Annotated in this window: 22 protein-coding genes, 1 tRNA gene and 1 pseudogene; 12 read left to right on the plus strand and 12 right to left on the minus strand. The window is 62.3% G+C overall.

Features of this window, described 5'->3' with window-relative positions:
* Positions 1-15: 15 nt before the first annotated feature.
* From rsfS to AC6JBC_RS02675, 8 genes are all read right to left on the minus strand, one after another.
* Entirely contained in the window at positions 16-402 is a 387-nt protein-coding gene (rsfS, locus tag AC6JBC_RS02640; RefSeq protein WP_449474303.1) for a ribosome silencing factor, read from the minus strand.
* A gap of 12 nt (positions 403-414) precedes the next feature.
* Entirely contained in the window at positions 415-1,044 is a 630-nt protein-coding gene (locus AC6JBC_RS02645) for a nicotinate-nucleotide adenylyltransferase (protein ID WP_498025256.1), read from the minus strand.
* Positions 1,045-1,092: 48 nt separating this feature from the next.
* On the minus strand, positions 1,093-1,593 hold the full coding sequence (locus AC6JBC_RS02650) for a sterol desaturase family protein (RefSeq protein ID WP_498025258.1): 501 nt from the start codon (positions 1,591-1,593) through the stop codon (positions 1,093-1,095).
* 110 nt (positions 1,594-1,703) lie between these two features.
* The gene (locus tag AC6JBC_RS02655; RefSeq protein ID WP_498025259.1) at positions 1,704-2,450 is read right to left on the minus strand and encodes a TorF family putative porin; all 747 of its coding nucleotides are present in this window, start codon (positions 2,448-2,450) and stop codon (positions 1,704-1,706) included.
* A gap of 170 nt (positions 2,451-2,620) precedes the next feature.
* Entirely contained in the window at positions 2,621-3,886 is a 1,266-nt protein-coding gene (locus AC6JBC_RS02660; RefSeq protein ID WP_498025260.1) for a mechanosensitive ion channel family protein, read from the minus strand.
* Positions 3,883-5,091 carry a cystathionine beta-lyase gene (metC, locus tag AC6JBC_RS02665; RefSeq protein ID WP_498025261.1) on the minus strand — a complete coding sequence of 403 codons (1,209 nt, stop codon included), beginning with the start codon at positions 5,089-5,091 and terminating at the stop codon, positions 3,883-3,885. Before metC ends, AC6JBC_RS02660 begins: the two co-directional genes overlap by 4 nt.
* Positions 5,088-5,936, minus strand: a complete 849-nt coding sequence (gene sseA, locus AC6JBC_RS02670; RefSeq protein ID WP_498025262.1) for a 3-mercaptopyruvate sulfurtransferase — start codon at positions 5,934-5,936, stop codon at positions 5,088-5,090. Before sseA ends, metC begins: the two co-directional genes overlap by 4 nt.
* 245 nt (positions 5,937-6,181) lie before the next feature.
* Positions 6,182-7,432 (minus strand): hypothetical protein, encoded by a 1,251-nt coding sequence (locus tag AC6JBC_RS02675; protein ID WP_498025264.1) that lies wholly within the window; start codon positions 7,430-7,432, stop codon positions 6,182-6,184.
* Positions 7,433-7,506: 74 nt separating this feature from the next.
* Here AC6JBC_RS02675 and queF point away from each other — a divergent pair, with 74 nt between their 5' ends.
* The 3 genes from queF to AC6JBC_RS02690 all read left to right on the plus strand — a co-directional run bounded on the left by queF (position 7,507) and on the right by AC6JBC_RS02690 (position 11,323).
* Positions 7,507-7,953: a preQ(1) synthase gene (gene queF, locus AC6JBC_RS02680; protein WP_498025983.1), complete on the plus strand. Its 447-nt coding sequence runs from the start codon at positions 7,507-7,509 to the stop codon at positions 7,951-7,953.
* Between the two features lie 280 nt (positions 7,954-8,233).
* Positions 8,234-8,602, plus strand: coding sequence for an endonuclease domain-containing protein (locus AC6JBC_RS02685; RefSeq protein WP_498025265.1), 369 nt, complete (start codon positions 8,234-8,236; stop codon positions 8,600-8,602).
* Between the two features lie 90 nt (positions 8,603-8,692).
* Positions 8,693-11,323 (plus strand): M1 family metallopeptidase, encoded by a 2,631-nt coding sequence (locus tag AC6JBC_RS02690; protein WP_498025266.1) that lies wholly within the window; start codon positions 8,693-8,695, stop codon positions 11,321-11,323.
* Positions 11,324-11,569: 246 nt separating this feature from the next.
* On the opposite strand, the gene AC6JBC_RS02695 is transcribed toward AC6JBC_RS02690, so the two are convergent.
* The 3 genes from AC6JBC_RS02695 to hspQ all read right to left on the minus strand — a co-directional run bounded on the left by AC6JBC_RS02695 (position 11,570) and on the right by hspQ (position 14,750).
* Positions 11,570-13,507 (minus strand): OPT family oligopeptide transporter, encoded by a 1,938-nt coding sequence (locus AC6JBC_RS02695; protein WP_498025984.1) that lies wholly within the window; start codon positions 13,505-13,507, stop codon positions 11,570-11,572.
* Positions 13,508-13,612: 105 nt separating this feature from the next.
* A complete protein-coding gene (locus AC6JBC_RS02700; protein WP_498025267.1) occupies positions 13,613-14,422 on the minus strand; it encodes a GDSL-type esterase/lipase family protein in 810 nt (269 codons plus the stop codon).
* Positions 14,379-14,750, minus strand: a complete 372-nt coding sequence (hspQ, locus tag AC6JBC_RS02705) for a heat shock protein HspQ (RefSeq protein WP_196224676.1) — start codon at positions 14,748-14,750, stop codon at positions 14,379-14,381. Before hspQ ends, AC6JBC_RS02700 begins: the two co-directional genes overlap by 44 nt.
* Before the next feature lie 124 nt (positions 14,751-14,874).
* Between hspQ and AC6JBC_RS02710 the strand changes: the two genes are divergently transcribed.
* The 3 genes from AC6JBC_RS02710 (at position 14,875) to AC6JBC_RS02720 (ending at position 17,299) form a co-directional block, all read left to right on the plus strand.
* Positions 14,875-14,964, plus strand: a tRNA-Ser gene (locus AC6JBC_RS02710).
* A gap of 144 nt (positions 14,965-15,108) precedes the next feature.
* Positions 15,109-16,251: a tyrosine-type recombinase/integrase gene (locus AC6JBC_RS02715; RefSeq protein WP_196224675.1), complete on the plus strand. Its 1,143-nt coding sequence runs from the start codon at positions 15,109-15,111 to the stop codon at positions 16,249-16,251.
* Positions 16,252-16,429: 178 nt separating this feature from the next.
* Positions 16,430-17,299 carry an EAL domain-containing protein gene (locus tag AC6JBC_RS02720; protein ID WP_196224674.1) on the plus strand — a complete coding sequence of 290 codons (870 nt, stop codon included), beginning with the start codon at positions 16,430-16,432 and terminating at the stop codon, positions 17,297-17,299.
* 358 nt (positions 17,300-17,657) lie between these two features.
* Here AC6JBC_RS02720 and AC6JBC_RS02725 read toward each other — a convergent pair whose 3' ends face one another.
* The gene (locus AC6JBC_RS02725; protein WP_196224673.1) at positions 17,658-17,861 is read right to left on the minus strand and encodes a hypothetical protein; all 204 of its coding nucleotides are present in this window, start codon (positions 17,859-17,861) and stop codon (positions 17,658-17,660) included.
* A 786-nt stretch (positions 17,862-18,647) separates the two neighbouring features.
* Between AC6JBC_RS02725 and rlxS the strand changes: the two genes are divergently transcribed.
* The 6 genes and pseudogenes from rlxS to AC6JBC_RS02755 form a co-directional block, all read left to right on the plus strand.
* The gene (rlxS, locus tag AC6JBC_RS02730; protein ID WP_196224672.1) at positions 18,648-20,585 is read left to right on the plus strand and encodes a relaxase/mobilization nuclease RlxS; all 1,938 of its coding nucleotides are present in this window, start codon (positions 18,648-18,650) and stop codon (positions 20,583-20,585) included.
* A gap of 33 nt (positions 20,586-20,618) precedes the next feature.
* Positions 20,619-21,080, plus strand: coding sequence for a CopG family transcriptional regulator (locus AC6JBC_RS02735; protein ID WP_230463185.1), 462 nt, complete (start codon positions 20,619-20,621; stop codon positions 21,078-21,080).
* Positions 21,077-21,271 (plus strand): helix-turn-helix domain-containing protein, encoded by a 195-nt coding sequence (locus AC6JBC_RS02740; RefSeq protein WP_196224671.1) that lies wholly within the window; start codon positions 21,077-21,079, stop codon positions 21,269-21,271. Before AC6JBC_RS02735 ends, AC6JBC_RS02740 begins: the two co-directional genes overlap by 4 nt.
* Before the next feature lie 53 nt (positions 21,272-21,324).
* Positions 21,325-21,630, plus strand: coding sequence for a hypothetical protein (locus AC6JBC_RS02745; RefSeq protein WP_196224670.1), 306 nt, complete (start codon positions 21,325-21,327; stop codon positions 21,628-21,630).
* 151 nt (positions 21,631-21,781) lie between these two features.
* A complete protein-coding gene (locus tag AC6JBC_RS02750; protein WP_498025269.1) occupies positions 21,782-24,241 on the plus strand; it encodes a TonB-dependent receptor in 2,460 nt (819 codons plus the stop codon).
* A gap of 331 nt (positions 24,242-24,572) precedes the next feature.
* A pseudogene (locus AC6JBC_RS02755) lies at positions 24,573-24,834 on the plus strand (hypothetical protein); the annotation flags it as partial.
* Between the last annotated feature and the right edge of the window lie 6 nt (positions 24,835-24,840).

Here is a 24,840-nt window from a genome sequence, read left to right on the forward strand (position 1 = left end):
ATGCGGTAAGAGCCTTCAGGCTGTGCCCGCCACCGGCGCATCGACAAAGCCCCACATCCGTTCCAGATTGTAGAAGCTGCGCACTTCGGGCCGGAACAGGTGGACGATCACATCGCCTGCATCGATCAGCACCCAGTCAGCGACCGGCAGTCCCTCCACGCGCGCGGAGCGGCCGGTGGCCTGCTTGATACGCTCGGCAAGCTTCTGCGCCATCGACGCGACCTGACGCGATGACCGCCCGCTGGCGATCACCATATGGTCGGCAATGCTGCTCTTGCCTTCAAGCGGGATGGAGATGGTTTCCTGCGCCTGGTCATCGTCGAGCGATTTCAGGACAAGGTCGTGCAGGGCGGCAACGCTGTCGGCATCAGCCGGGTCGTTGGCAGGATGTGGTCTGGTCAAAAATGCTCCATTCTAGACAATCAACCGGCGCGTGAGCGAATCGCGCACGCGTGCATGTTCATATTCGCGATGCCAGAGGGGTTTCGCCTGCCGCAGCAGGGTCGCCGATCTTGGATCAGGGCGAAAGCGCAAAAGCACAAGCGCCGGCGGTCTCCAATCCGTCCAGTCTGCACTCTGGCGCGCGGGCCGGACGAAACGCCGCAGCCAGGCCATGGCCCCAGAGCCACGGGCAACTCCATCATAGCCGGGCCGGGCGATTACGGCAATGGGCATCTGTCGCGCGATGCCGCGCCAATCTTTCCACTGGCCGAACTGGGCGAGATTGTCCGCGCCCATCAGCCAGATGAACTGATTGCGGGGGAAGCGGTGCCTAATCACCTTCAGCGAATCGGTGGTGTATCGGGTGCCTAGCGCTTGCTCGATCGCGGTGGGCCGAATCGCCGCGCGTCGAGCGATATGGCGGGCGTGGGCTAGCCGCGCGGGGAGGGACGCCATGCCAGCACGTGGCTTGAGCGGATTGCCCGGCGAGACCAGCCACCAGACTTCGTCCAGCCGCAGCGTCTTCGCAGCGAACAGCGAGATTGCGCGATGGCCGCCATGCGCTGGATTGAAGGAGCCGCCCAGAAGGCCGATGCGTGCCATTTCAGCTTGCCGCCGTCGCTGCCAGTGGGCCGTAAATGAACCGATTGCTCAAAGCCCGCGTGCCTTCCGCACGCCCTTCCGCCGATTCCCCTGCGCCAGTTGCCTTTTGAGCTCCTCCGGCCGCGGAGCGACCAGGAAGCCGAAGCTGACGCAGCCCTCGCGCGTCTCGACCGCATGATGCAGCCGGTGCGCCTGAACGATCCGCTTCATATAGGGAGAGCGGGAAACATGGCGGTGGGTGATCCGCTGATGGACGAGGATGTCGTGAAAGCCGAGATAGATGAGGCCATAAGCCGCGATCCCCGTGCCGCAGGCCGTCGCCCAGTCGCCCCAGCCCAGTTGCACGCCGCCCAGCAGCAGCAGGATCGAGGGCAGCGCGAAGATGACGAAATAGAGGTCGTTCGCTTCCCACATTCCGTTGCGGGGACGATGATGGCTGGCATGCAGGAACCAGCCCGGCCCATGCATCACCCAGCGGTGCATGACATAGGCAAAGCCCTCCATCGCGGTGACAGTGGCGAAGATCAGGAACAATAGGAACGCGGACATGTCGCCCTATATAAGCGCGCGGATGAAGGTGCGCGAGCCTGTAAAACTCAGGACATGGAAAAGGCCGCGATCGCCAGGATCGCGGCCTTCCCATTCAATAACCGAAGAAATCAGAAGGAGGCGGTGATCGAACCCACTACGCCAGCCTTGCTGATGTTACGGCCGCTGGGGCTGTAGAGCGACTTGTCGGTGTCCACATAGCTGACGCCGAAGGTCAGGTGGCTCCAGGTGTAGGTCGCACCGATGTTCCAGTCGGTATATTCCTTGCCGATGGTCAGGTAGCTGGGGCCGAAGCTGTGGCCCAGATGCGCCGAAACGCCCAGCGGCGTGTTGGGAATGCTGGCCGACAGGTCGCCCGCGACATAGAGATTGTCTTCGCGGGTCAGGCCGCCATCGACGGAAAGGGCGCGCGACTTGGGCGCGTAGGCAGCGCTGAGCTTAGCTGTTGCCGGGCCGAAGGTGCCCTTGACCGAAGCATAGGGCTCAACGAAGTCGGTGTTTGCACCGCCCGAACCGGGATAGTAATAATAGAGTACGCCGACATCGACGGTCGCGGCGCCAATGGTCTTGGAATAGCCTGCGATCAGGTCGAGTTCCTGGTCGCTGCCAGCGGCCACATAATCGTCGATCGACGAACCCCAGGTCGAAACATAGAAGCCCGATTCATGGGTGACGGTGATGCCGCCCTGCAGCGCGAAACGCTTGTCGGTCTGCGAAATGCCACGGAAGCGATAGTCGCTGACTACAGCAGCGTTGCCGGTGACCGTGATTGCGGAAGTGGGTTCGTCCTGGGCGAGCGCCGGGACGGACAGAGCAGCGAGAGCAACGGCCGAGAGGCCGAGAATGGACTTACGCATTGGATTCCCCTTGATGGTTTTCTGCGATGGTCCCGCCTGCGTCAGGATCCCGAATTCTCTGTTCCCACGAAGGGCCGGATCGGATGACCTGAACAGGCACGGCATGCCGACGCATGCCGCGCTGCACAAGAAATTATTGCTATTGGTTGTCTTTTACGTCCATAATGTTGCTACTCTGCAACAAAAGGCCGAGTGCTCGGCGCAGCCTGATGCACCACCCGCTGTGGATAGGGGATCGTGATCCCATGCTCGCGAAACAACAGCCAGAGGCGGTTCAGCACGTCCGATTTGACATTTCCCACACCGCCTTCCGGGTCGCTGATCCACACCAATATGTCATGTTCGACGCGATTTTCGCCAAAGCCCGTCAACCAGACATTGGGCTTGGGATTGCGCAGGACGCGTGGGCTTTCCTGCGCGGCACGTAGCATCAGCTCCTGAGCGAGCTTAAGGTCGCTGTCGTAACCAATGCCCACTGGAATGCGGACGCGGACATTGCGGTCGGAATAGGACCAGTTCTCGACCTCCTGCGTCATCAGATTTTCGTTCGGGATCAGATGCTCCTTGCCGTCGCGGGTCAGGACGGAGACGGCGCGAACACCGATCTTGTTCACCCAGCCAAAGCTGTCGCCGACAACGATGACGTCGCCCGGCTTGATCGAGCGGTCCATGAGCAGGATGATCCCGGCGAACAGATTGCCGAAGGTTTTTTGCAGGCCGAAGCCGACTGCCAGGCCCAGCGCGCCGGAAAAGACGGCAAAAGCAGTGAGGTCGATGCCGAGCAGATCGACGCCGATGAAAAAGGCGGCGACTACTGCGGCGATGGCGGCAAGCTTTTGGGCTAGCAGCTTTTGCGTGGGATCGAGCCCTTTGGCACGGTCGATGCTGCGGGCGAACAGGCGATTGGCGAGCCGCACCAGCGCAAAAAGCAGGACGCAGATCGCGGCGGTGCTGACAAGGCCAAGCAGCGTGATCCGCCGTTTGCCAAGGTCTATGCCAATGCCATCAAGCATGTCCGCAACGGGCGCGAAGCCGCCGCTGCTGCCGGAAAGGATCATGACGAACAGCAACAGGGCGAGCGGAACGACAGCCCAGCGCGGAATGGCGAGGCTGCGCAGGATATGGACCGCGAGTAAGGCGACGGAGAGCGCGAAGGCTCCGCCAAGGATGAGGTGGGCGAGCGCGCCGACCGGCCATAGCATGACAGCCAGGCCGAAAAGACCGCTTCCAAGGCTGTGGCGTAGGATGGGGCGGAAATGTCCGGCCAACGCTTCCCCTAATGGTCGTGCCCGGCGGCGCAGGCGCGGGGCAGCGATATGGGCGATCCCATCGGCGATCAGGAACAGAAGCGCCGCTATTGTGAGCGCAACAAGGGGGTGAATGATCGCCGGATTTCCGGGCAGCAAGGCCAGCAGGTTGGGGAGGCCCCGGCTCATCCCCGAACCTTGCGGAAACGGGCGAGGCCAGCGGCGAGCTCGGTAATGAGGTCGGCAGGATCTTCAAGCCCGATCTGTAGCCGGACGAGCGGTCCTTCCGCCTGCCATATGGTGGCGGTGCGGTAGCGTGCTGGATCGACGGGCAAGGCCAGGCTTTCGAAACCGCCCCAGCTATAGCCTATGCCGAAATGTTCTAGGCCGTCGATGAGGGCTGCGCGGGCTTCTTCGCCGCGGCCCTTGAGGACAAAGCTGAACAGGCCGCTGGAACCGGAAAAGTCGCGCGCCCACTTTTCATGGCCGGGGCAGCTTGGCAGCGCGGGGTGGAGGACGCGGGCGACGTCGGGCTGTTCGGCGAGCCAGCGGGCGATCTGGAGCGCACTGTCCTGATGCTGGTTCAGGCGGACGCCGAGGGTGCGCAGGCCGCGGCTGGCGAGCCAGGCGTCATCGGGGCTGACCATCTGACCGAGGAGATAAGCGGTTTGACGAAGCTTCTGGAAATGCTCCGGTGTCGCAGTCACGGAGCCGAGCATGACGTCGCTGTGGCCGACTATATATTTGGTGCAGGCGAGGATGGTGATGTCGATGCCGTGGGCGAGGGCGGGGAAGAAGAAGGGCGTGGCCCAGGTATTGTCGAGGAGGGTGACGATGCCCTTTTCCCTTGCGAGGGCGGTGATGGCGGGGATGTCCTGTACTTCGAAAGTCAGGCTGCCGGGGCTTTCGAGGAAAATGGCGCGGGTGTTTTCATTAAGGAGTTGGCGAATTGAAACGGAATCGGCGAGGGGATCATAGTATACCGTTTCGATACCGTAACTTTTTAGCATCTGTTCGCAGAAGTTGCGGGTGGGGTCGTAGGCGCTATCGACCATGAGCAGCTGGTCGCCGGGTTTCAGGACCGACAGCAACGCGCAGGCGATCGCGGCGACGCCGGAGGGGAAGAGCATCGTCCCTTCCGCGCCGGGTTCCATTTCCGTCAGCGCGTCGGCGAGGCTCCAGGCTGTGGGCGTGCCCTTGCGGCCGTAGAAGAGCCGTTCATGCGTGCTGCTGCGCGCGGCGCTGCGCAGATGGGCGACATCGTCATAGAGGATGGTCGAGGCGCGCCAGACCGGCGGGTTGACGATGGCGCCGGGCTGGCCGGGCATGCCGGTCCATTCAGGCTTGCGCCCTGCCTGCGCCAATTGGGTGAGCGGCTTGCGGTCCTTGCTCATGCGGCTGGCCCCGTGGCCTTTGGCGTCGAGGGATCGAGCCCCCATTCCGACCAGCTGCCGTCATAGAGGGTGACGTCCCTCTTGCCGAGCAGTTCAAGCCCCGCGAGCAGGATCGCCGCCGTCACGCCGCTGCCGCAGCTTGTGATGATGGGGCGGGCGAAGTCCGTGCCCGCGTCGAGGAACAGCTGCCGCAGTTCCTCGCCCTTCTTCATGCTGTTGTCGGCGTTGAAGAGGGAGGCGGAAGGGATGTTGCGGGAGTCGGGGATATGGCCCGATGCCATGCCGGGGCGGGGTTCCTTTTCCTCGCCGGTGAAGCGGGCCGCGCCGCGCGCGTCGATGACCTGCGCGGCATGGCTGTTGAGATTGGCGAGCAGGTCGTCCTTGGTGCGGACTCGGCCCTGCGCGCGTCGGGCGGTGGCGTCTCCGCGCGGGATGACGGGCCAGCCGCTTTCCGTCGGGCGGCCTTCGGCGATCCACTTTGGCAGGCCGCCGTCCAGGATCGCGGCGGATTTGCCCACGCCATAGAGGCGCATCATCCACCATGCACGGGCAGCGCTGTGCGTGGGGCTGTTGTCGTAGAGGATGACGCGGCTGTCGGCGTTGATGCCAAGCGCGCGGCAGCGTTCGGTCATGAAGGCGTCGCTCGGCAACATGCCGGGGCGCGGGTCGTCTGCATCGGAAAGGCTGGGGAGGTCGAGATAGGCGGCGCCGGGGATGTGGGCGGCTTCGAACTCGGCGCGGGGGTCGCGCGGCGTGCCGGGCAGGAAGAGGCTGGCGTCGAGTATCTTGAGGTCGTCCTGGCCCAGTTCTGCTGCGAGCCAATCTGTGGAGATGAGGATGTCCATGCCGCCTCTTTTGTTGGTGCGTGGCGACCTTTTTAGGCGGGTGATGAGGGTGTGGGAAGGGTGTTGGGGTTTTAGCCTCGCCTATTGTTCGGGCGTCATTCCAGCGGAAGCTGGAATCTCGGGAGAGGTGGCGTGACGGGGCCGGAGATCCCAGCGTTCGCTGGGATGACGAGCTATGTGGGGTGGGGGTGGCGTGGCCGGGCCTGAGATTCCAGCCCGCGCTGGGATGACCACTTGGGCGGAACTTAGCTCGCCAGTTCGAGGGCGGTGGCGCGGCTGCCGGGGGTGCGGAACTGGCGTGGTCCCTGATCGACGCGGAAGGGGGCGAGGCGGTCGGCGGGCGGGGTTTTTTCCTGGCCGATGATGAAGGCGCGGCCGGTGCGGCCTGATCCAACGGGCGCAGCGTCCGGTTCGTCGGACCAGCGATATTGGGCGTCGAAAGCGACGAGCGGGATGAGCAGCGCGCGATCGCCCATCTGCACGGGCGCGATCTGGTCGGGCAGGAGGCGTAGCTCGCCCGTCAGGCTGTGGCTTTGCCCAGGTGCGAGCGAGACGGCGGAATGAGCCGGTAGTCCGCTGGCTCCGGCGAAGAACTGCTGTAGCTGCGCCTGCTGGTTGGCGTCCGCATTGGCCATGAAGGTGCGGATCAGAATGTCGTCCGCGCTGCGTTCGCCGCGATTATGGAGCGTCAGAGTGTAGCCGATGGTGGCGCCCATCAGCGACAGGCGGGCGCTGCGGACTTCAAGAGTGAGGTCTATCCATGGCCGCTCGGCCGTTGCGGCGGCGGGTGCGGCAGGTGGCGCCTTGGGCTGGGGCGTGGGGGGCAGGGGTGTCGGAGCGGACTTCTGCTCTTCGATGAAGTGTTGCTGTTCTTCTTCGGGACGGCGGCGCAGGAAAAGCCAGGCGGCGGCCACGATCGCCCCGAGCAAGGCGATGCTTCCTGCGATCCAGCCCCAGGAAGGGGCATCGGCAGGCGCGCTGAGCGGCGGCTCGCTGGCGGGAGCGGCGGGCGTCGGGGCGGGTGCGGCTTGCGGTGCGGCGGGTTCCGCTGGCGCGGGCTGCGGTGCCAGAGATTGGGGTGCCGGGGATTGCGGCGTCGAAGGCTGGGGCGCGGGGCTGTTGCTTTCGGGCTCGCGGGCGGGAGCTGTGGGTTCAGCGGGGGCCGGGCGTGGCGTTGTGGTGACAGGGCGCTGCGGCGGGGCTGGAGCTGCTGGCTGCGGTTGCGCGACGACTGGCGGAGGCGGGGTGATGACAGGCGTGCTGGCTGGCGGCGTCACCGGCGCGCCGCGGAATACATCCAGCTCTGGGCCTTGTCTGCTGGGATCAGCAGGCGGCTGAGACGTGCGCGGCAGGTTGAAGACGGGATCATTGCCGCCCTGCTCCTGCGCGAGCGAAGGCGTGGCCAGCAGCAGCGGCAAGGCGATCAAGATGGCAGGACGTATCCCCATGGCAAGCAGCCAAGGCAATGATGACGCTGAACGGGAGGTGAATGGCATGGCGGGATCAGGTTGCGGTGACATTAGGCGTGCAATGGCGTAGATGGCCGGTCATGACTGATATACCCCAAAGCATGGCACCGATCCATCTGGGCCAGAGCAGTGCGCTGCCTGCGGGCCCGGAGGAGGCGGTTCTCGATTATGTGCCCAATCCCCGGCCGGGGAAGCCCTATCTGGTGCGCTTTACGGCGCCGGAGTTTACGTCGCTGTGCCCGGTGACGGGGCAGCCGGACTTTGCCCATCTGGTGATCGATTATGCGCCCGCCGCGACGATCGTCGAATCGAAGTCGTTGAAGCTGTTCCTGGGGGCGTTTCGTAATCACGCGGCTTTCCATGAGGATTGCACGGTGGGGATTGGCGAGCGGCTGTTTGCCGAGATGCAGCCGCTTTGGCTGCGGATTGGGGGATATTGGTATCCGCGCGGGGGGATTCCGATCGATGTGTTCTGGCAGTCGGGCGAGCCGCCTGCCGGCCTGTGGCTGCCTGCGCAGGATGTGCCGGGGTATCGCGGGCGGGGTTGAGGCCACCCTCATCCAACTTCGCCTAGGGTGTGTGGGGATTCAGCCCATGGCGGCCTGCAAATGGCGACTTTCTGCGCTTCCGGTGCTCACGTACTGAAGTACGCTGCGCGCCGGTTCTCGAAATTCACCATTTTCGCCTCGCCCTGAACTGAATCCCCACACACCCTAGCCCGCCTTGCGGGCAAGGCTGCGTATCCTTCTCCCGCCAGCGGGAGAAGGAAAGAGGTCTGAAAGCCCTCTCCCGCTGGCGGGAGAGGGTTGGGTGAGGGTGGGGCGAGCTATGGTGGTACGGCGCACCAATCCTAACGCGGCGAAGTTGCGGCAGAACGCGACGGAGTGTGAGAAGCAACTTTGGGCCGCGTTGCGCAATCGGCAGCTGGATGGATTCAAGTTTCGGCGGCAAGCAACGATAGGTCCGTACGTCGTTGATCTGCTTTGCGCTGAACATCGCCTGATCGTGGAAGTCGATGGAGGCCAGCACAGCGATGAGGCTGACCTTTCGCGTACGCGCTTTCTGGAGGGGCAGGGTTATTCAGTGATCCGCTTCTGGAACCATGAGGTCATTGAGAATCTCGATGGGGTGCTAGTCAGCATTCGCCAAGCCCTCCCTGTTAAACAAGCGAACAACAAAATTCCGACAACCGCTTGACCGCAGGCGAGAAAGGTTCGATCCCGCAACTATCATGGCACATGGCCGCCCGGGCCGTGCCGTTCTCAACGTGTCGGAGTTGCGAACCTGATGTCTCTATCCAGAATTTCGTCCCTGTTGCTGGCCGCCGCGCCGCTGGCTCTTGTTCAGCCTGCTATCGCTCAAACGCCCGCCGGGCCTGCGCCGGGGATCACGACGCAGTTGCCGCGTGGGGCGGCGCCCAGTCATTATGCCATCGAGGTGGTGCCGGATGCGGCGAACCTCAAATTCACGGGCAAGGTGACGGTGGACCTGAATGTCGTCCAGGCGATTCCGGTGCTGGTGTTGAATGCGGCTGATCTGAGTATTGGCAGTGTCGCGCTGACCCCTGCTAAGGGCCAGGCGGTGACGGGCTCGGCGAAGGTTGATGCCAATGCGCAGACGGTGACGCTGGATTTTGGCAAGCCTGTGCAGCCGGGCGCCTACAAGCTCGACATCGCCTATGGCGGCGTCATCAACACGCAGGCGAACGGGATGTTCGCGCTGGATTATAAGGACAATGCGGGCGCGCAGAAGCGTGCGCTGTTCACCCAGTTCGAGGCGCCCGATGCGCGGCGGTTCGTGCCGAGCTTTGACGAACCGAGCTACAAGGCGACGTTCGATCTTTCCGCGATCGTGCCGACCGGGCAGCTGGCGGTCAGCAACATGCCGGTCAAGGCGTCGCAGGATCTGGGCGGCGGCAGGACGCGGGTGACGTTTGGGACTTCGCCCAAGATGTCATCCTATCTGCTGTTCTTCGGGCTGGGCGATCTGGAGCGCGCCACCAAAATGGCGGGCGCGACCGAGGTGGGTGTGATCACCGGCAAGGGCAATACGGGCAAGGCGCAGCTGGCGCTGGATGCTTCGGCGGCGATCCTGCCCTGGTATAATGATTATTTCGGCGTGCCTTTTCCGCTGCCCAAGCTGGATAATGTCGCGGGGCCGGGGCAGAGCCAGTTCTTTTCCGCCATGGAGAATTGGGGGGCGATCTTCACCTTTGAGCGGGCTTTGCTGGTCGATCCGAAATTCACGTCGGAAGGGACCAAGCGGACCATTTACTCGATCGTGGCGCATGAAATGGCGCATCAGTGGTTCGGCGATCTGGTCACCATGGCCTGGTGGGACGATCTGTGGCTGAATGAGGGCTTTGCCAGCTGGATGGCGACCAAGGTCACGGACAAGTTGCAGCCCGATTGGGAAATGCTGCTGACCCGCGTGGGCGGGCGGGAGCGGGCGATGGCGCTTGATGCGCTGGTGACCACTCATCCGGTGGTGCAGAAAATCCATACCGTCGATGAGGTGAACCAGGCCTTTGACGACATCACCTATGAAAAGGGTGAGGCGGTCATCACCATGCTGGAAGGCTATGCGGGCGAGGATGTGTGGCGCGAGGGCATTCGCGGCTACATGAAGGCGCATGCCTATGGGAATACGGTGACGGATGACCTGTGGAAGGCGGTTGAAGGTGCGGGGGCCAAGGGGCTGGTGGCAATCGCGCATGACTTTACCAGCCAGCCGGGCATTCCACTGGTGAAGGTGGACAGCGCGCAGTGCCGGGGTGGGTCGACTCTGCTGTCGCTGTCGCAGGGCGAGTTCAGCCGGGATCGGAAGGACAAGGCGCCGCTCCGCTGGAATGTGCCGGTGATGGCGCAGGTGATGGGCGGGGCGCCGCAACGGCTGATCCTGAATGGGACGGCTTCGGTGACGCTGCCCGGTTGCGGGGCCTATGTGATCAATGCGGGGCAGACGGGCTATTATCGGTCGCTCTATCCGGAGGCGAATGTGAAGGCGCTGGCGGCGGGTTTCACCCGGCTGTCGTCGATGGACCAGATCGGGCTGATGGCGGATAATTTCCAGCTGGGGCTGGGGGGATATCAGCCGATCGGGCTGGCGCTGGACATGGTGGACGCGGTGCCCGCGAGCGCAAGCCCGGCCGTGCTGGCCGAGGTGCCGGACTATTTGGACAGCGCTTACACGATGCTGGAGGGCGACAAGGTGGCGCAGGCGCGAGTGGCTGCCTATGCCTCACGCAAGTTGGGGCCGGTGCTGAAGGGCGTCGGCTATGATGCGAAGCCGGGCGAAGGCGCGCAGGTGCCGGTGCTGCGGTCGGCGCTGATCGCGACGCTGGGAAGCATGGGTGACAAGGGCGTGGTGACCGAGGCGCGGCGGCGCTTTGCCGAGCCTGCGTTGATGGAAGGGCCGCTGCGCAATGTGTGGCTGCGCATCATCGCCCACAATGCCGGTGCCGCGACATGGGACAAGCTGCGCGCGATGGCCAATGGCGCGAAGAGCGACCTCGACAAGAGCACGCTCTTTGCGCTGCTCGGTTCGGCGAAGGATGAGGGCCTGGCGCGCAAGGCGCTCGACCTTGCCATGACGGATGAGCCGGGCAAGACGACCAGCGCGGCGATCATCTCGTCGGTGGGTGGGGAGCATCCGATGCTGGCGGTGGATTATGTGCTGGCGCACCGGCAGCAATATGAAGCGCTGATCGATGTGTCGGCGCGGTCCCAGGCGATCGCGCGGCTGGGCGGCGGGTCGGCTGATCCGGCGATGGCGGCGAAGCTGGACGCCTATGCGAGCCGGTATCTGACGCCGGAATCGCGCAAGGTGGTGGATCGGTCGATCTCCGCCATCAAGACGCGGATCGAAACGCGGGCGCGGTTGAAGCCTGCGCTGACAGCGTGGTTTGCCAAGAGGTGATTGGAGGGGCGGTGAAGTGATTTGCCGCCCTTTTCATTGGTTGGGGCCTGGAGGGATGGGGTTTTGGGTGGTGAGCGGACGTTCCCCCTCCCGCAGGCGGGAGGGGGCTAGGGGGTGGGTTGGCGCGACATTAGCGGCGGTTCCAACGGCTAAGCTGAAGGCTCGCTCTGCTCGCGCCCACCCCTAACCCCTCCCGCCAGCGGGAGGGGAATGTCTCACTTTGGTCGAAATTGGTCGCTGTCACCTTCAACCAAGCGGTGCGCTCGCCCAGCGCCGCAGTCGTGCATAGAGTGCCGCGATCACCGCCGCGAAGATGAGCAGCGCCGCGGGCACGGCCCACTCATTTTCCGCCACCAGCGCGAGCGGGGCGTCGCTGTTCGTCGCCGCCACGATGCCGGCGAAGGCGACGCCGAACAGGCTTTCGCCCACGATGAAGCCGGTCGCCATCAGCACGCCCATGCGCTCGGCGAAGTCGGGGTTGGATTGGCGGCGCGCCCAGCGATTGTAGAGATGGCCGATGACCGCGCCGACCGGGATGAGCAGGGTTAGCGCCATCGGCAGATAAATGCCCATGCCGACCGCGAGCGGGGGCAGGCGGAGCTTGCCTGCCTTGCCGAGCAGTTCGTCGATGGCGACGACCACGGCGCCGATCAGCGCGCCGGTGCCGATCAGGCCCCAATCGAGATCGCCCCCCAGCACGCCCTTTGCCAGCGCGGAGATGAGCGCGGCCTGGGGTGCGGGCAGGGCGGTTGCCTTGGCTCCCGGCGCGCCTGCGAAGCCGAAGGCGCTGTTGAGGAGATCGAGCACGGGCGGAATGACGAGGGCGCCGAAGATGACGCCCAGCACCAGTGCCACCTGCTGCTTCCAGGGGGTCGCGCCGACCAGCTGGCCGGTCTTCAGGTCCTGAAGATTGTCGTTGGAGATGGTGGCGATGCCGAACACGATGGCGGTGACGAACAGGGCATAGGCGATGAGGGCTTGGGCTTGTTTCGGATCGCCGCCCGAACCGTAGATGGCGGCGAGGATCAGGGAGGCGCCCAGTACGGCGAGGATGCCGACGCCGGAGATCGGGCTGTTCGACGCGCCGATCAGGCCCGCCATATAGCCGCAGACCGACGCGATCACGATGCCCGCGACCAATATGTAGGCCAGCGTCAGGATGAGGATCGGCACCGGATTGGCCGCGATCGGCCCACCTTGCGCAAAATACCAGAGCAGCACCGCGATCGGCGCGAGCGAGGCCAGGATGGTGCCGCCGACGATGCCGATGGGCAGGTCACGCTCGGTGAGTTCGAGCAGGGCGCCGTCGCCAGCTTTGCGCCGCTGCGCTGCCGCGATGGCGGAGCGGATGCCGCTGATGATCGGCCCCAATATCTTGAGCAGGGTCCAGATCGCCGCGACGCCGATCGTGCCCGCGCCAATGAAGCGCGCCTTCATGCGGAAGGTAGTGCCGACGACTTCGGCGATGTCGGCTCCGGCTGGCAGGGGCGCGGTGAGCCAGGGGACAAGGCCCACCCAGCTGATCAGCAGGCCGACGAACATCGCGACGCCTACGGAGAGGCCGACCAGATGGCCGACGCCGATCAGCGCCATGGAAAAGCTGGTCGAGACAGACGTCGCGCCTGCGCCGAATTTGAAGAAGGTGGCGGCTTCTTCGGCGATTAGCTTCGTCTTTGCGGTGATGGAGAAGGCGGCGGCGGCGAGGGCGCTTATGAGGATGGCAGAGAGGCCGCGCTTATTTTCTTCGAGGCCCTCGCGCGAGCCTGCGCCGACTTTCAACACTTCGGCCGCGGCGACCCCTTCGGGATAGGGGAGGTCTGACCCGGTGACGAGCGCACGGCGGAGCGGCACGGAATACATGACGCCCAATATGCCGCCGAGCGCGATGGTGAAGGCGGACAGCCAATAGGGAAAGCCGTGCCACCAGCCGATGATGACGAGGCCGGGCAGGACGAAGATGATCGCCGACAGCGTGCCTGCCGCCGACGCGATCGTCTGAACGATGTTGTTTTCCAGGATGGTGCCGGTCGCGAACAGGCGCAGCACCGCCATGGAGATGACGGCGGCGGGGATGGAGGTTGCGAAGGTCAGGCCGATCTTCAGCCCCAGATAGACGTTGGCCGCCGTGAAAAGCAGCGTGATGAGCGCACCCAAAATGACGCCGCGAAACGTCAGTTCCGCCATGGGAGCGGGCATGGGCAGGGCCTTGGCCGAATCAGTGGTCACCAGCATCGTCCCCCTTTGGGTGTGTTTTACAGCTGTATGGTAATAATGTTGCTTGGCCGTGGATCAATTGGAAAGTGATGCCGAACGCGATGCGGGTGCTGCCGCCATCTCCGTCCGGTCGAGCCAGCTATCGACCAAACTGTTCCAGCGGCTGTATCCGCGGGGGTTCATGTGCAGCCCGTCCGGGCCGAACAGCGATGCGTCGGGCAGGCCGTCATGGGCAAGCAGGCTGCTGCCGACGTCGAGATATTCAAAGCCGCTGACCCGGCTACGCGCCGCCACGGTCATGTTGACCGCTGCCATTTTCGGCCAGAGCGTCCATCGGATGGGCGAGGGTTTCAGCGACAGATAAGCGATGCGCGCCTTGGGATAATCGGCGCGCAACTTCTTCAGCAGCGTGAGTATGTTGTGCGCGACGGTGTCCGGGCTGGCGCCGGCTGCGAGGTCGTTCTCGCCGATATAGACGAGTACCGATCGGGGCGCGGCTTTGGGGAAGAGCCGGGTATAGTGGCGCAGGACGTCGGGCGTCGTCGCTCCGCCGAAACCGCGATTGACGGTGCTTCTGTCGGGAAAGCCCGAGCTCGTGTCCCACAGCCTGATGCTGGAGCTGCCGAGGAAGAGGATGGCGCCGGGCGCGCCGCTATCCCTCTCATTCGCCTTGGCAAAGGCGGCGACTTCATTGGCGAAGGGGAAGGTCGGATCGGCATTGATCCGAGGTTCCTGCGCGGGGCGCTCGGTCGGTGCTTGCGCAGCCGCGATTCCGGCGAGGCCGGGCAGCAACGCGAGGGCGGCGGCGACCCGCCACCACGCCCGTGCGCGGGACGGCGCCTTAATGGCGATGGAGCGGGCGCAGCTGATATTTGCCGTTGGCATAGGTCCCGAACATCCCCGCGATCGCCGGATGATCCACCGGCTCCCCGCTGTCGTCGGCCATCAGATTCTGCTGGCTTACATAAGCGACATAGCTGGTTTCGCCATTTTCGGCGAGCAGATGGTAGAAGGGCTGGTGCTTGTCCGGCCGGGATTGTTCGGGAATCGCCTGATACCATTCCTCGCTGTTGGCGAAGACGGGATCGATGTCGAACACCACGCCCCGGAAGGCGAAAAGGCGGTGCTTTACGACATCGCCGATGCTGAAATGCGCGTGGACAACAGGTGGCGCGCTGACATCGGCGCCGAAGATTGCAGTGGTGTCGGTCATGAAAAGCAATTTAGGGTGCTTGCTGAGTGTTACAAGAAAAATACGGTCCGGGCCGCTTGGCAAGCCGGTCATCATTCGCTAATGGCCGCCGCTCGACCGGGACGGCACATGCTGGACCTTCTGCGGAGAGGTGGCAGAGTGGTCGAATGCACCGCACTCGAAATGCGGCGTGCCGGAAACGGTACCGAGGGTTCGAATCCCTCCCTCTCCGCCACCATCCTGTCCTTTCACATCCGTTCCGAATCACTAAAGCCCAGCTTTTCTGCGGCTTTCAGCGGGATTCGCATCCACGTCCATCCCTGCCAGTCCACCGGTGACCGATTGGAAATGTGGGAAAGAATGTGGGAGATTTGGTGGCATGGGAAGGCTCTCCGCTACCGCTGTGAAGGCAGCAACACGTCCCGGGCGGCTCGGGGATGGCGACGGCCTGTTTCTTGTGATTCAGCCCGGCGGTGCCAAGAGCTGGGTGTGCCGGGTGCAGAAGAATGGCAACCGGCGCGACTTCGGCTTGGGCAGCGCATCCAAAGTCTCGCTGGCGACAGCCCGAGAGCGGGCGCGAGAAATCCGCACCTGGGTCGAACTCGGGCTGGATCCGAAATTCGAGCGGCGCAAGGCGCAGGGCATTCCCACATTCCGGCAGGCGGCAGCCAGAGTGATTGCCGCCCACAGCAAGACATGGCGGAATGAGAAGCACGAGAAGCAATGGCTCCAGACGCTGGAGGCCTATGTGTTTCCCCAGATCGGTCATGTGCAGGTTCATGAGATTACAGGACCCATGATCCGGAACGTGCTGTCGGATATCTGGCTCGCCAAGCCAGAGACAGCGCGACGAGTCCGGCAGCGGATCGGCACCGTTCTCGATTGGGCTTACGCTTCGGGCTATCGCGAGACGGAGGCGCCGATGCGCGCAATTACCAAGGGGCTTCCACGACAGCCCAAGAAGGACGGGCACTTCGCGGCCATGGCCTATGCAAAGGTGCCCGCTTTCATGGTGAGGCTCGCGGAGCGGGAATCCTTCAGTAGGTTAGCGCTGCGCTTTGCTATCCTGACTGCCGTCCGATCAGGCGAGGTTCGAGGTGCGGCATGGGAAGAATTCGATCTGGACGAGAAGCTGTGGACCATACCGGCCGCGCGCATGAAGGCGTCGCGCGAGCATGTCATTCCCCTGTCGATACCGGCGCTGGCGATTCTGGAACGGTGCCGGGAATTGCGGATCGGATCGCGCTCGCTTGTATTTCCTGGGGCCAGAGGTGACGCGTCGATGAGTGACATGACGCTCACGAAATTGCTCCGCGAGATGAAGGAGGACGCGACCGCCCACGGATTTCGCTCGGCTTTCCGGGACTGGGTCAGCGAGGAGACCAATCATCCCGGTGAAATCGCAGAAGCCGCTCTGGCTCACCGGGTCAAGGACAAGACGGAAGCTGCATACCGGCGCGGGAACCTCCTCGAGAAGAGGCGAAAGCTGATGGACGAATGGGGAGCATATTGTTTGAAGTAGTGACTGGACACCTTCTTCAATGCCTACGGAGCATCTTGCCGTCTGATAGCGGCCGTCTCACGACTTCAGCCGGAATGGCCTTCATGTTCGCTTCGTTCGTCTCTGTTGGTCGAACGCTGGAGGAAATTAACTTTGCAGCGGAACGGCGACAGCTGACCAGGAGGCTCTGCAAGCCCGCATGTCGGAACTGTCGCTGGCCCGCCAGGCGCTCGACCTTGATCAGATCCTCCCCTTCTATCAACCCAAAGTCGATTTGGAATCGGGTGCCATCGCAGGATTTGAGGCACTATTGCATTGGCGCGACGGAATGCCTGGCGCATATCACGGACCCGGAACAATCTCCGCCGCTTTCGAGGATGCCGAACTCGCCATCGCTCTTGACCAGCGCATATTCAAGCTGATCGCGGCCGACATCCTTCGGTGGAGAAGGCGGGGACTCCCGATCGGTCGTATCGCCTTTAACGTGTCAGCCGCATCCTTTCGACAGGAGCATTATGTCGCGGGCTTGATGGAACGCATCGATCGCGCAGGCATCTCCGCATCTTGTCTGGAACTGGAAGTCACTGAAACGGTGCTGCTTGAGGGGGCTTCTCACAACGTAACGAAGACATTTGAACAGCTTCGGCGCGCCGGGATGACAATCGCACTTGACGACTTCGGCACAGGCTATGCCTCTCTCATCCACCTAAAGCAGTTTCCGGTTGATGTACTCAAGATTGATTGTTCTTTTGTTCAATCCCTCGACGATCCGATCAACGCGGCGATCGTCCGCGCGATCGTCAACCTCGGAAGGGATCTGGGAGTCACGACGGTCGCCGAAGGGATCGAAACAGGAGGCCAGGCAGATCGCCTGCACAGGAGCGGGTGCGATCAGGCGCAGGGTTATCTCTTCAGTCCAGCCGTAGCAGCAGATCAGATCCCTGCGCTTCTTGCCGATCAAACTGCAAGACGGAGCCGACGCGAGAGGCGTAGTGCCAGAGAACGGCGCATGCATCGGCCCTCGAGCAGCATCTCAAAAAGAGCGATTGAATGCGATCGCACGCCTTGAAAGAGCGGTATTTGAATCCACCGCCTGATGGCGGAATGCGATCAAGAGCTTTATAGGCTTCCAGTATGGCCGCTACTTTCTGAGTACCGGCCTTCACTCCCGGAGACGGTCCCGCGAGGGCAATGCCGTCGCCGGGAGACTAAAGATCGCCGACAACAACCGCTAGGCCGCATCACATTCCAGCAGTATTTGGGAAGTGTGGCCTCCCACGGTTCGTGCCATCCGTCGCGAAGATCCTACTTCCGGTCGAAGGCGACCGCCAATCTGCCGAACAAGGGCCGCGAGGATCCCGTCTACCGACTCCATCTTGACCGAAGGCTGGATCGATATGAGGTCGAAACATTCGTCAGGCTTGCAATTATTGAGGGGCAAGAATGTCGGCCCAGAAGGTGATTTCCTCATAAAGCTGCATGCCTTCCGGGTCCTCCCAGTCTCGCCGGTTGGGATCCCATCGGCCCACGACGGGCTGATCCTCCTCCCACAGCAGCATCCGTCGACCATCTTTTCGGTCAGATGGCAGATCAGAAATAGGGTTCCAGCCTGAACTGCTCGGCAACGTCATACGCGTCCCTCGGGTGAGCGACGCCCTGAGCCTTGGCCTTCATCGTCGCGCCTATGTCCACTCGGGGCGACGGCCAAAGCCGGATGTTCGAAACCTGACCAAAGGAACAGGCGCATGCGCCTTTACCGTTGCCGGCTGGACATGCGCGCATGCCACCCGGCCCCAGTAAACTGTGACCGAGCATCCTTTGGTTCGGGGTTTCGACGCCCCGCTCCCACGTATCTTGGGAGCCGGGCCAGATTGCTGGGTTTGGCGAAGTTATCAAGCCAAATTTCGCGCTTAATGACGTGGAGGAGATGCAGCCTGCATCAGAAATTCACATGCTTCCTCAAGTCGGCATCAGGACCGCCGCCGACCGCAGGACGCCTGAAATCAGGTGCTCGATGACTTCGTTTTGAAGTGAAAACCAGCGAGGATAGCTACAACCAAGGCCACGTCCGCAACCATCATTCAGGCAATGAGGATGGTGAAAAGCCGCCGAGCAGGAGGGCGGTTTGCCCATCCTCGCCGCGGGATCAAAGGCCGGAATTTGTGAGCGTCGTTGTTGAAATCTGAGACGCTGAAAAGGCAGATGTGAGGGGATTTAAGGTACGGCAAGATTAAAGCCCTGCCTCCTGATGCGGCCGGGAATGGCGCCTGCACAGGGTTTTTGATGGAGGCATGCCGACGGCCATGCCTCCACAGGGCCGGAGAATGCAGCACCTTCGGTCTTGGCGATGGAGGCCCTTGCACGGCGGGCCGACCGCTTCCCATCCTTTCCCGCATTCCTAGGGAAAGGACCACGACATGGCCGACGGCGACGATTTCGATCTCTGGCTCGGACGCATCGGCCGCGACACGCCGACCGTCGGCAAGAGCCTCGCCCGGGCTCGCCGTGTCGGCGGTGGCGGCAGTGCTGGCCGCCGCTTCACCGGCGCCCGTCTGGGGCGCGGCAATGGCGTCGGGCGGGTGCTCGGCCGGGGCTCACCCCGATCCGTCGCCAGCGCCCGTCGCGTGGTGGTGAAGAGCCGCATCGTGAAGCTGGGCAAGGGCATGGCAGCCGCTGCCCATCTCCGCTATCTCCAGCGCGACGGCACGACCCGAGAAGGGGAACGCGGATCGCTCTATGGCCGCGACACCGATCGGTTCGACGACAAGCCCTTCCTCGAACGCTCGGCTGGTGACCGCCACCAGTTCCGCTTCATCGTCGCGCCGGAGGATGGCGCACAATATGATGACCTTAAGTCCGTGATCCGTCAGCTGATGGAGCAGGCCGAGAAGGATTTGGGCACGAAGCTCGACTGGGTGGCGGTCGATCATTTCAACACCGGCCATCCCCACAGCCATGTCATCGTGCGGGGTAAGGACGAGACCGGCAAGGATCTCGTCATCGCCCGGGATTATATGACCCAGGGCCTTCGCGCCCGCGCTGCCGGGATCGTGTCCCTGGACCTTGGTCCCCGCACGCAACAGGAGATCGCTGCCAGCATGGCAAGAGAGATCGAGCAGGAGCGCTTCACCGGCATCGACCGAACCTTGATGCGGCAAGCCGATGAAGAGGGTGTCATCACCGTCACCAAGACCCATCCGGGCCAACATGCTTCGCTCATTGGGCGGCTACGCACGCTGTCCCGTCTCGGCCTTGCCGAGGAAGGCAGGAACGGACGCTGGACGCTCGATCGTGAACTGGAACCGACGCTGCGCCGCATGGGCGAGCGTGGCGACATCATCCGGACGTTGAACCGCGAACTGCGGGAAGCAGGGATCCATCGCCCGCCCCACAACCATAGCCTGTACGATCCCGCCCACGGAGAGGCGATCATAGGCAGGGTCGTCGCCACGGGCCTGTCCGACGAGCATCGCGACCGGCGCTACCTCATCATCGATGCCCTCAATGGCCACAGCCATTATGCCGACATCGGCGAGGACCAGCAGGCCTTCCCGACTGCAAGTATCGTCCGCCTCTCGCCCGCACCGATCGAGGTACGCGATGTCGATCGCACGGTGGCTAACATCGCTGCCCAACATCAGGGGCGCTACAGTGTCGATCTCCATCTCGCGCAAGACAGGACGATAACGGAGAGCACAGCGGAGATGCATGTCCGCCGACTCGAGGCCATGCGGCGGCTGATCGGCGTGCCTGAACGGCAATCTGACGGCAGCTGGGTCATCGGTGAGGATCATCTGATTGACACCGAACGCTATGAACGGGAGAAAAGTCGGCGCCTGCCGGTCCGCATCGAAACGCTGTCCGTCAGGCCGCTCGAACATCTCGCCGCCCATGATGGCGTGACATGGCTGGACCGCGAGATGGCGAGCGATCAGCCGCAGCCGCTTTCCGGCGGGTTCGGGGCGGATGTCAGGAAGAGCCTTGCCCAGCGGCAGGCATGGCTTGTGGAGCAGGGACTTGCAGAGCAGCAAGGACAAGGTGTTCGCCTACGCCGCAATCTGCTTCTCCTCCTCCAGCAGCGCGAGCTCAGCCGGACCAGCCAGCAGATCGAACGGGAAACGGGGCTGCGGCACATCACGTTGCGGCCCAGGGAGCCGATTGAGGGCATCTATCGCCGCGCCATAAACGTCGGGGACCAGCGCTATGCCGTGATCGAGAGGGCGCATGAGTTCAGCCTCGTGCCCTGGCGCCCGGTCCTCGATCGGGCCGTTGGCAAGCCTGTGTCGGGCGTCATGCGTGACGGTCCAATCAGCTGGACCATTGGCGGCAGGAATAGGGGATTGGGCATCGGCTGACCGGCCGCCCTCCGATAGACACCTGACGGCACCATGGAGGCACTGTCGCCCCATAGCGGCTTGGCGGATGTTGCGGGCATGAAGACGTTCAAGACCCGCCATCAATTCTACCTCCCCGATAGCCTGTCGGCGAAGCTGAATGCGCTGACCGCCGATCCCGGCACGTCGAAGACGCAGATATTGACCGACGCGCTCAACGCATGGCTCGACCGCAAGGGCGCGCAGGAATTGGACCAGCGGTTCGGGCCGCGGCTTGACCGGCAGAACCGGACGGCCGATCGGCTGGAGCGCAAGGTCGATGCGCTGACCGAGATGCTGGGCCTGTTCATCCGGCACCAGCTGACGCTGGTTGCCGACCAGCCGCCATTCGACAGTGACACCGCCCGCCTCGGAAGGACGCGCTATGTCAGCTTCATGAAGCTGGTCGAGCAGCGCCTGGTGAGGGCCGACAGCGGCGAAATAACCGCCCTTGCGAAATCGGAGGAACAGCCATGAGCCTCGAGCCATCACCCGCGCCGATCACGGTCCGCATCAAGGATGCCTGTCGCATGACCGGTATCGGCCGATCCAAGCTCTATCTGCTCATTGCCGATGGAGAGATCGAGACCCTCAAGGTCGGTAGCATGACGCTCATACCGGTCGCCTCGATCGAGGCCTTCCTCCGCAGTCGGCGAAAGGGCAGCTAAGCGCCAGTCTCGGTCATAACGCTCCGCTGCCGATCGCCTGAAAGCGGACATAGTTGCGGCTGGTCGGCAATGGAAAGCTTGCTGAAAGCGGCCTTGCCGAGCAAGATCAAAGGATGATCGTCACAGTAGCGTTCGATGTAAAGAATCACGTTGAAGTGATGGAGGGCTGGCCCATCGAATTGGGTAATACGAGCTTCTTCCTGGAACGTGAAGCCAATGTACTAAAGCGCGTTTGCGGCATCTCAGCCAGCATCGCCATTCATTCAACAAGTTCGCAACCAACTTCCTTGGTGCCATCTACCTCGCCGCCGCTGCCGCCGCCGTGGCGTGGTGAGTATGAGTCGGCCCTTGTTGCTTAGTTGAAAAATTTCAACTATTGAGCTCAGAAGCTCCGATATGCTGGCAGCACCCGGCCATCGTATCCGGCACTGCTCGTTGCACTGATGTCAGGCGGCGCAATAACGCCGCTGCGCATGACTGAAGCTGATGATACAAAAGGGAGGGAATACATTGAAAAAATATTTGAAGCGCAACCTGATGCTGTGTTGCGCTGCTAGCGCATTGGCGTTGCCAACCGTGGCGCATGCCCAGGATCAGGGCGCCTCTCCAACGACGCCAAGCCAGACGCGGACAGAAGGCCTGGGCGCAGTGACAACTACGGACCTCGTTGTGACCGCGACCCGTGTCGCGCGTAACCTGTCCGACGTTCCGATGTCGGTTAACGTCGCTACTGGCGAACAGCTTGAAAAACTTCAGCTGTTCGACACTAAGGACGTCCAACAACTGGCTCCGGGCTTAGAGTTGACCAACACTTCGGGCCGTAACAACACAACCACCCTTCGCGGCCTTTCGTTTGATCCCGATTCAGGCGTCACCCCCACTGTTCAGACTTACGTCAACGAAGTTCCCGCTGACGCTCAAACTGTATTCACTGCCTTGTACGATATCGGGCAGATCGAAATTCTTCGCGGGCCTCAGGGTCTTGAACGTGGTCTCCCGTCGCCGGCTGGTGCCATCACCATCACGACGCGTCGTCCTGTCTTCGATGAAATAACCGGCTATGCGCAAGCAAGCGCGACAGACGACAAAGGTTATAACTTCCAGGGCGGTGTGAACCTGCCGTTTTCCGACAAGTTCGCGATCCGCGTTGCTGGTCTGGTTGATCACAACCAGGTTAACCAGGTGAGAAATATCAGCAATGGCGACCGTTCCCGCGCGACTACGATGAGCGGTCGTATAACGCTTGGTTTCAAACCGAGCGACGCGTTCACCGCTTATCTGACCTATCAATATCTTGAAGCCGATACCCGGCAATATACCCAGGTTGTTGGCACAGGATCGACTGGTCTGGCAGGTACATCAGGTCCAGCCTTGGGCGTTGATGACTATGCATCGGTCATGGAAGGTCCGGCACGTTTCAAGAATCGATCACACCAGATTACGTTCAATGGCCACTGGGATATGGGGCCAGTCTCACTGGATGGACTGGCTGCGTATCAGTATTCCAAGCTGGGTCAGGCGCGCGATCAGGACACCACCAACGCCATTCCGGGCTATGTGGCCGTCCAACGTATCGAGACACCGTTCAAGATTCCTACCTTTGAGCTTCGGCTTTCGACGAATGATGACGGCTCGCTCGGCGGTGGTATCGGTGCGTTCTACACCAAGCAGACTGGTACTACGCGGGTAGATCAGCCGGCAGACAACTTCTTCACGGCTTTTGCACCTGCGTCGCTGGGCCTGTTCCTGCCGATTGGGGTCAATGTCATTATTCCCGCAGACGTTGAAACATTGTCTTTCAACGCGTTCGGACATGCGCGTCTGGGTAATCTCAAGATTGAAGGCGGTTTGCGCTACACCAAATATCATAACATACTCGTCAGCGACACGTTTGTCAGTTCGCCTGGCTATCCGGGCTTTGCCCCCTTTGGCATTGATCCGATTGATCCGTTCACTGTCAATCAGGACGGTATTCCAGCAGCCCTGCGCGACCAGGGTACGCATGCGTTCACTGGCGGCGTGAACCTGACCTATGAGGTCAACGACGCCCTGAACATCTATGCCTCCTATAATCGGTCATTCCGCGCCCCCACGGCAGGCGCGTCAGTGCCTGTGGGCTTGTCGAACGACCTGATCGTCACAGATGACGAAAAGACCGATGCTTTTGAAGTCGGCGTGAAGGGTTCGGCGTTCGACCGGAAACTGAACTTTGCTTTCGCCGCCTTCTATCAGAAGATCGACGGCTTCGTGTCGCGCTTTACAGGTGTCACCTATGACTGCCCCAACCTGCCAGCGGCATTTGGCGGGGGCTGCGACAACGTTCCGCCGGCATCGCCGGTGGGCACGCCTGGCGATCGCGTCAACGACGGTGGGTTCGATTTCAACTATAATGGCGACGCAACGGTCAAAGGCGTAGAATTGACCCTTGATGCACATCCGACGACTTTCTGGGATTTTTCGGTCAGCACCGCTTATGTCAAGGCGCGGTATTCCAAGGGTGCCCGGCTGCCGTGCAACGATTATAACGGCGATGGGGCGCCGGATTCGGAGGGAACTCCAGCAATTACCGGACCGGGCAATGTTAGTTTCTGCAAGCTTGGCAGGTTGTCGGATACACCGAATTTCAGTCTTTCGGCCAACAGTGAGTTGCGTTTCCCGATGGGTGGATCGTTCACACCCTTCGTGCGCGGGCTGATCAACTATCGTCCCGCGGTATTTTCGCAGCTAAGGAACTTCAACTATCAAAGCCGTACCATTCTCAATGTCTATGCGGGTGTCCGCAGCGATGACAGCAAGTGGGAACTGACCGGATTCATCAAAAACCTCATTAATCAAAAGCGGATCACGGACATTTCGGCCGCCATCGGCCAGACCGCGGCAGCGGATGGCAGCGTGTTCGACTCGGGTTACCGGACGATCAACGCGACCGCGCCACGCGAGTTTGGCGCATCGCTTGCCTTCCGGTGGTAAGCTGCGCGGCAGCAACGAAGTAAATTGAAGGGACTGGCCGTCGCGGGTTCGCAACGGCCAGATCTCTTTTAGCGGACGCTGGGAAACGGGGTTGAACTTCTGCCGATCACTTCGATCGGCACTGTCAGATCAAATGCACTGCTCGTTAGGCGCTGGTAAGCAGATTCCATGCCGTGGCCCGCACCTGCCAGCCCAATCCGCTACGTCAACTCTTCGCGAGAAATCATCCGCCTGGTGGTGATGATGCATGTGCGATTTCCCCTGAGCCTGCGGAACGTTGAATAGATGGCCTTCGCTGATATGTCGCTGCGGTGGACCGGCTGGGTATACAAACAGGATGGAGAACAGCCGCCGTTTGCCTTTCGGCGACGGGAAAGAGCGACGCTCCGCTTCAGGCAGATGAAGGCACTACAGAAATTCGCCTCTGTTCACGCCAGCATCCACAACCATCTTTCCCTGGAGCGCCACCTCATCGACGGCAGACCTTTAAGGAGAGACGCTCAGCCGCACTGGCGGAGTGGCGGTTCCGCGGCCTGAGTCCCTGCCTCTTCATCCCTTGGTGCATGCAGCGAAGAGCGATTCGGTTTGTCTGACAGCAC

Source organism: Sphingobium sp. RC1, from assembly GCF_059738765.1.

Excerpts from the sequence above, each read along its gene's own strand:
- AC6JBC_RS02700 (WP_498025267.1), bottom strand. The coding sequence starts at position 14,422 with ATGCCAACGGCAAATATCAGCTGCGCCCGCTCCATCGCCATTAAGGCG.
- AC6JBC_RS02690 (WP_498025266.1), top strand. The coding sequence starts at position 8,693 with ATGTCTCTATCCAGAATTTCGTCCCTGTTGCTGGCCGCCGCGCCGCTG.
- sseA (WP_498025262.1), bottom strand. The coding sequence starts at position 5,936 with ATGGACATCCTCATCTCCACAGATTGGCTCGCAGCAGAACTGGGCCAG.
- AC6JBC_RS02740 (WP_196224671.1), top strand. The coding sequence starts at position 21,077 with ATGAGCCTCGAGCCATCACCCGCGCCGATCACGGTCCGCATCAAGGAT.
- metC (WP_498025261.1), bottom strand. The coding sequence starts at position 5,091 with ATGAGCAAGGACCGCAAGCCGCTCACCCAATTGGCGCAGGCAGGGCGC.
- AC6JBC_RS02650 (WP_498025258.1), bottom strand. The coding sequence starts at position 1,593 with ATGTCCGCGTTCCTATTGTTCCTGATCTTCGCCACTGTCACCGCGATG.
- rlxS (WP_196224672.1), top strand. The coding sequence starts at position 18,648 with ATGGCCGACGGCGACGATTTCGATCTCTGGCTCGGACGCATCGGCCGC.
- AC6JBC_RS02715 (WP_196224675.1), top strand. The coding sequence starts at position 15,109 with ATGGGAAGGCTCTCCGCTACCGCTGTGAAGGCAGCAACACGTCCCGGG.
- AC6JBC_RS02725 (WP_196224673.1), bottom strand. The coding sequence starts at position 17,861 with ATGACGTTGCCGAGCAGTTCAGGCTGGAACCCTATTTCTGATCTGCCA.
- hspQ (WP_196224676.1), bottom strand. The coding sequence starts at position 14,750 with ATGACCGACACCACTGCAATCTTCGGCGCCGATGTCAGCGCGCCACCT.
- AC6JBC_RS02695 (WP_498025984.1), bottom strand. The coding sequence starts at position 13,507 with ATGGCGGAACTGACGTTTCGCGGCGTCATTTTGGGTGCGCTCATCACG.
- AC6JBC_RS02655 (WP_498025259.1), bottom strand. The coding sequence starts at position 2,450 with ATGCGTAAGTCCATTCTCGGCCTCTCGGCCGTTGCTCTCGCTGCTCTG.
- AC6JBC_RS02735 (WP_230463185.1), top strand. The coding sequence starts at position 20,619 with ATGGAGGCACTGTCGCCCCATAGCGGCTTGGCGGATGTTGCGGGCATG.
- AC6JBC_RS02720 (WP_196224674.1), top strand. The coding sequence starts at position 16,430 with ATGTCGGAACTGTCGCTGGCCCGCCAGGCGCTCGACCTTGATCAGATC.
- AC6JBC_RS02660 (WP_498025260.1), bottom strand. The coding sequence starts at position 3,886 with ATGAGCCGGGGCCTCCCCAACCTGCTGGCCTTGCTGCCCGGAAATCCG.
- AC6JBC_RS02685 (WP_498025265.1), top strand. The coding sequence starts at position 8,234 with ATGGTGGTACGGCGCACCAATCCTAACGCGGCGAAGTTGCGGCAGAAC.
- AC6JBC_RS02645 (WP_498025256.1), bottom strand. The coding sequence starts at position 1,044 with ATGGCACGCATCGGCCTTCTGGGCGGCTCCTTCAATCCAGCGCATGGC.
- queF (WP_498025983.1), top strand. The coding sequence starts at position 7,507 with ATGGCACCGATCCATCTGGGCCAGAGCAGTGCGCTGCCTGCGGGCCCG.
- AC6JBC_RS02675 (WP_498025264.1), bottom strand. The coding sequence starts at position 7,432 with ATGCCATTCACCTCCCGTTCAGCGTCATCATTGCCTTGGCTGCTTGCC.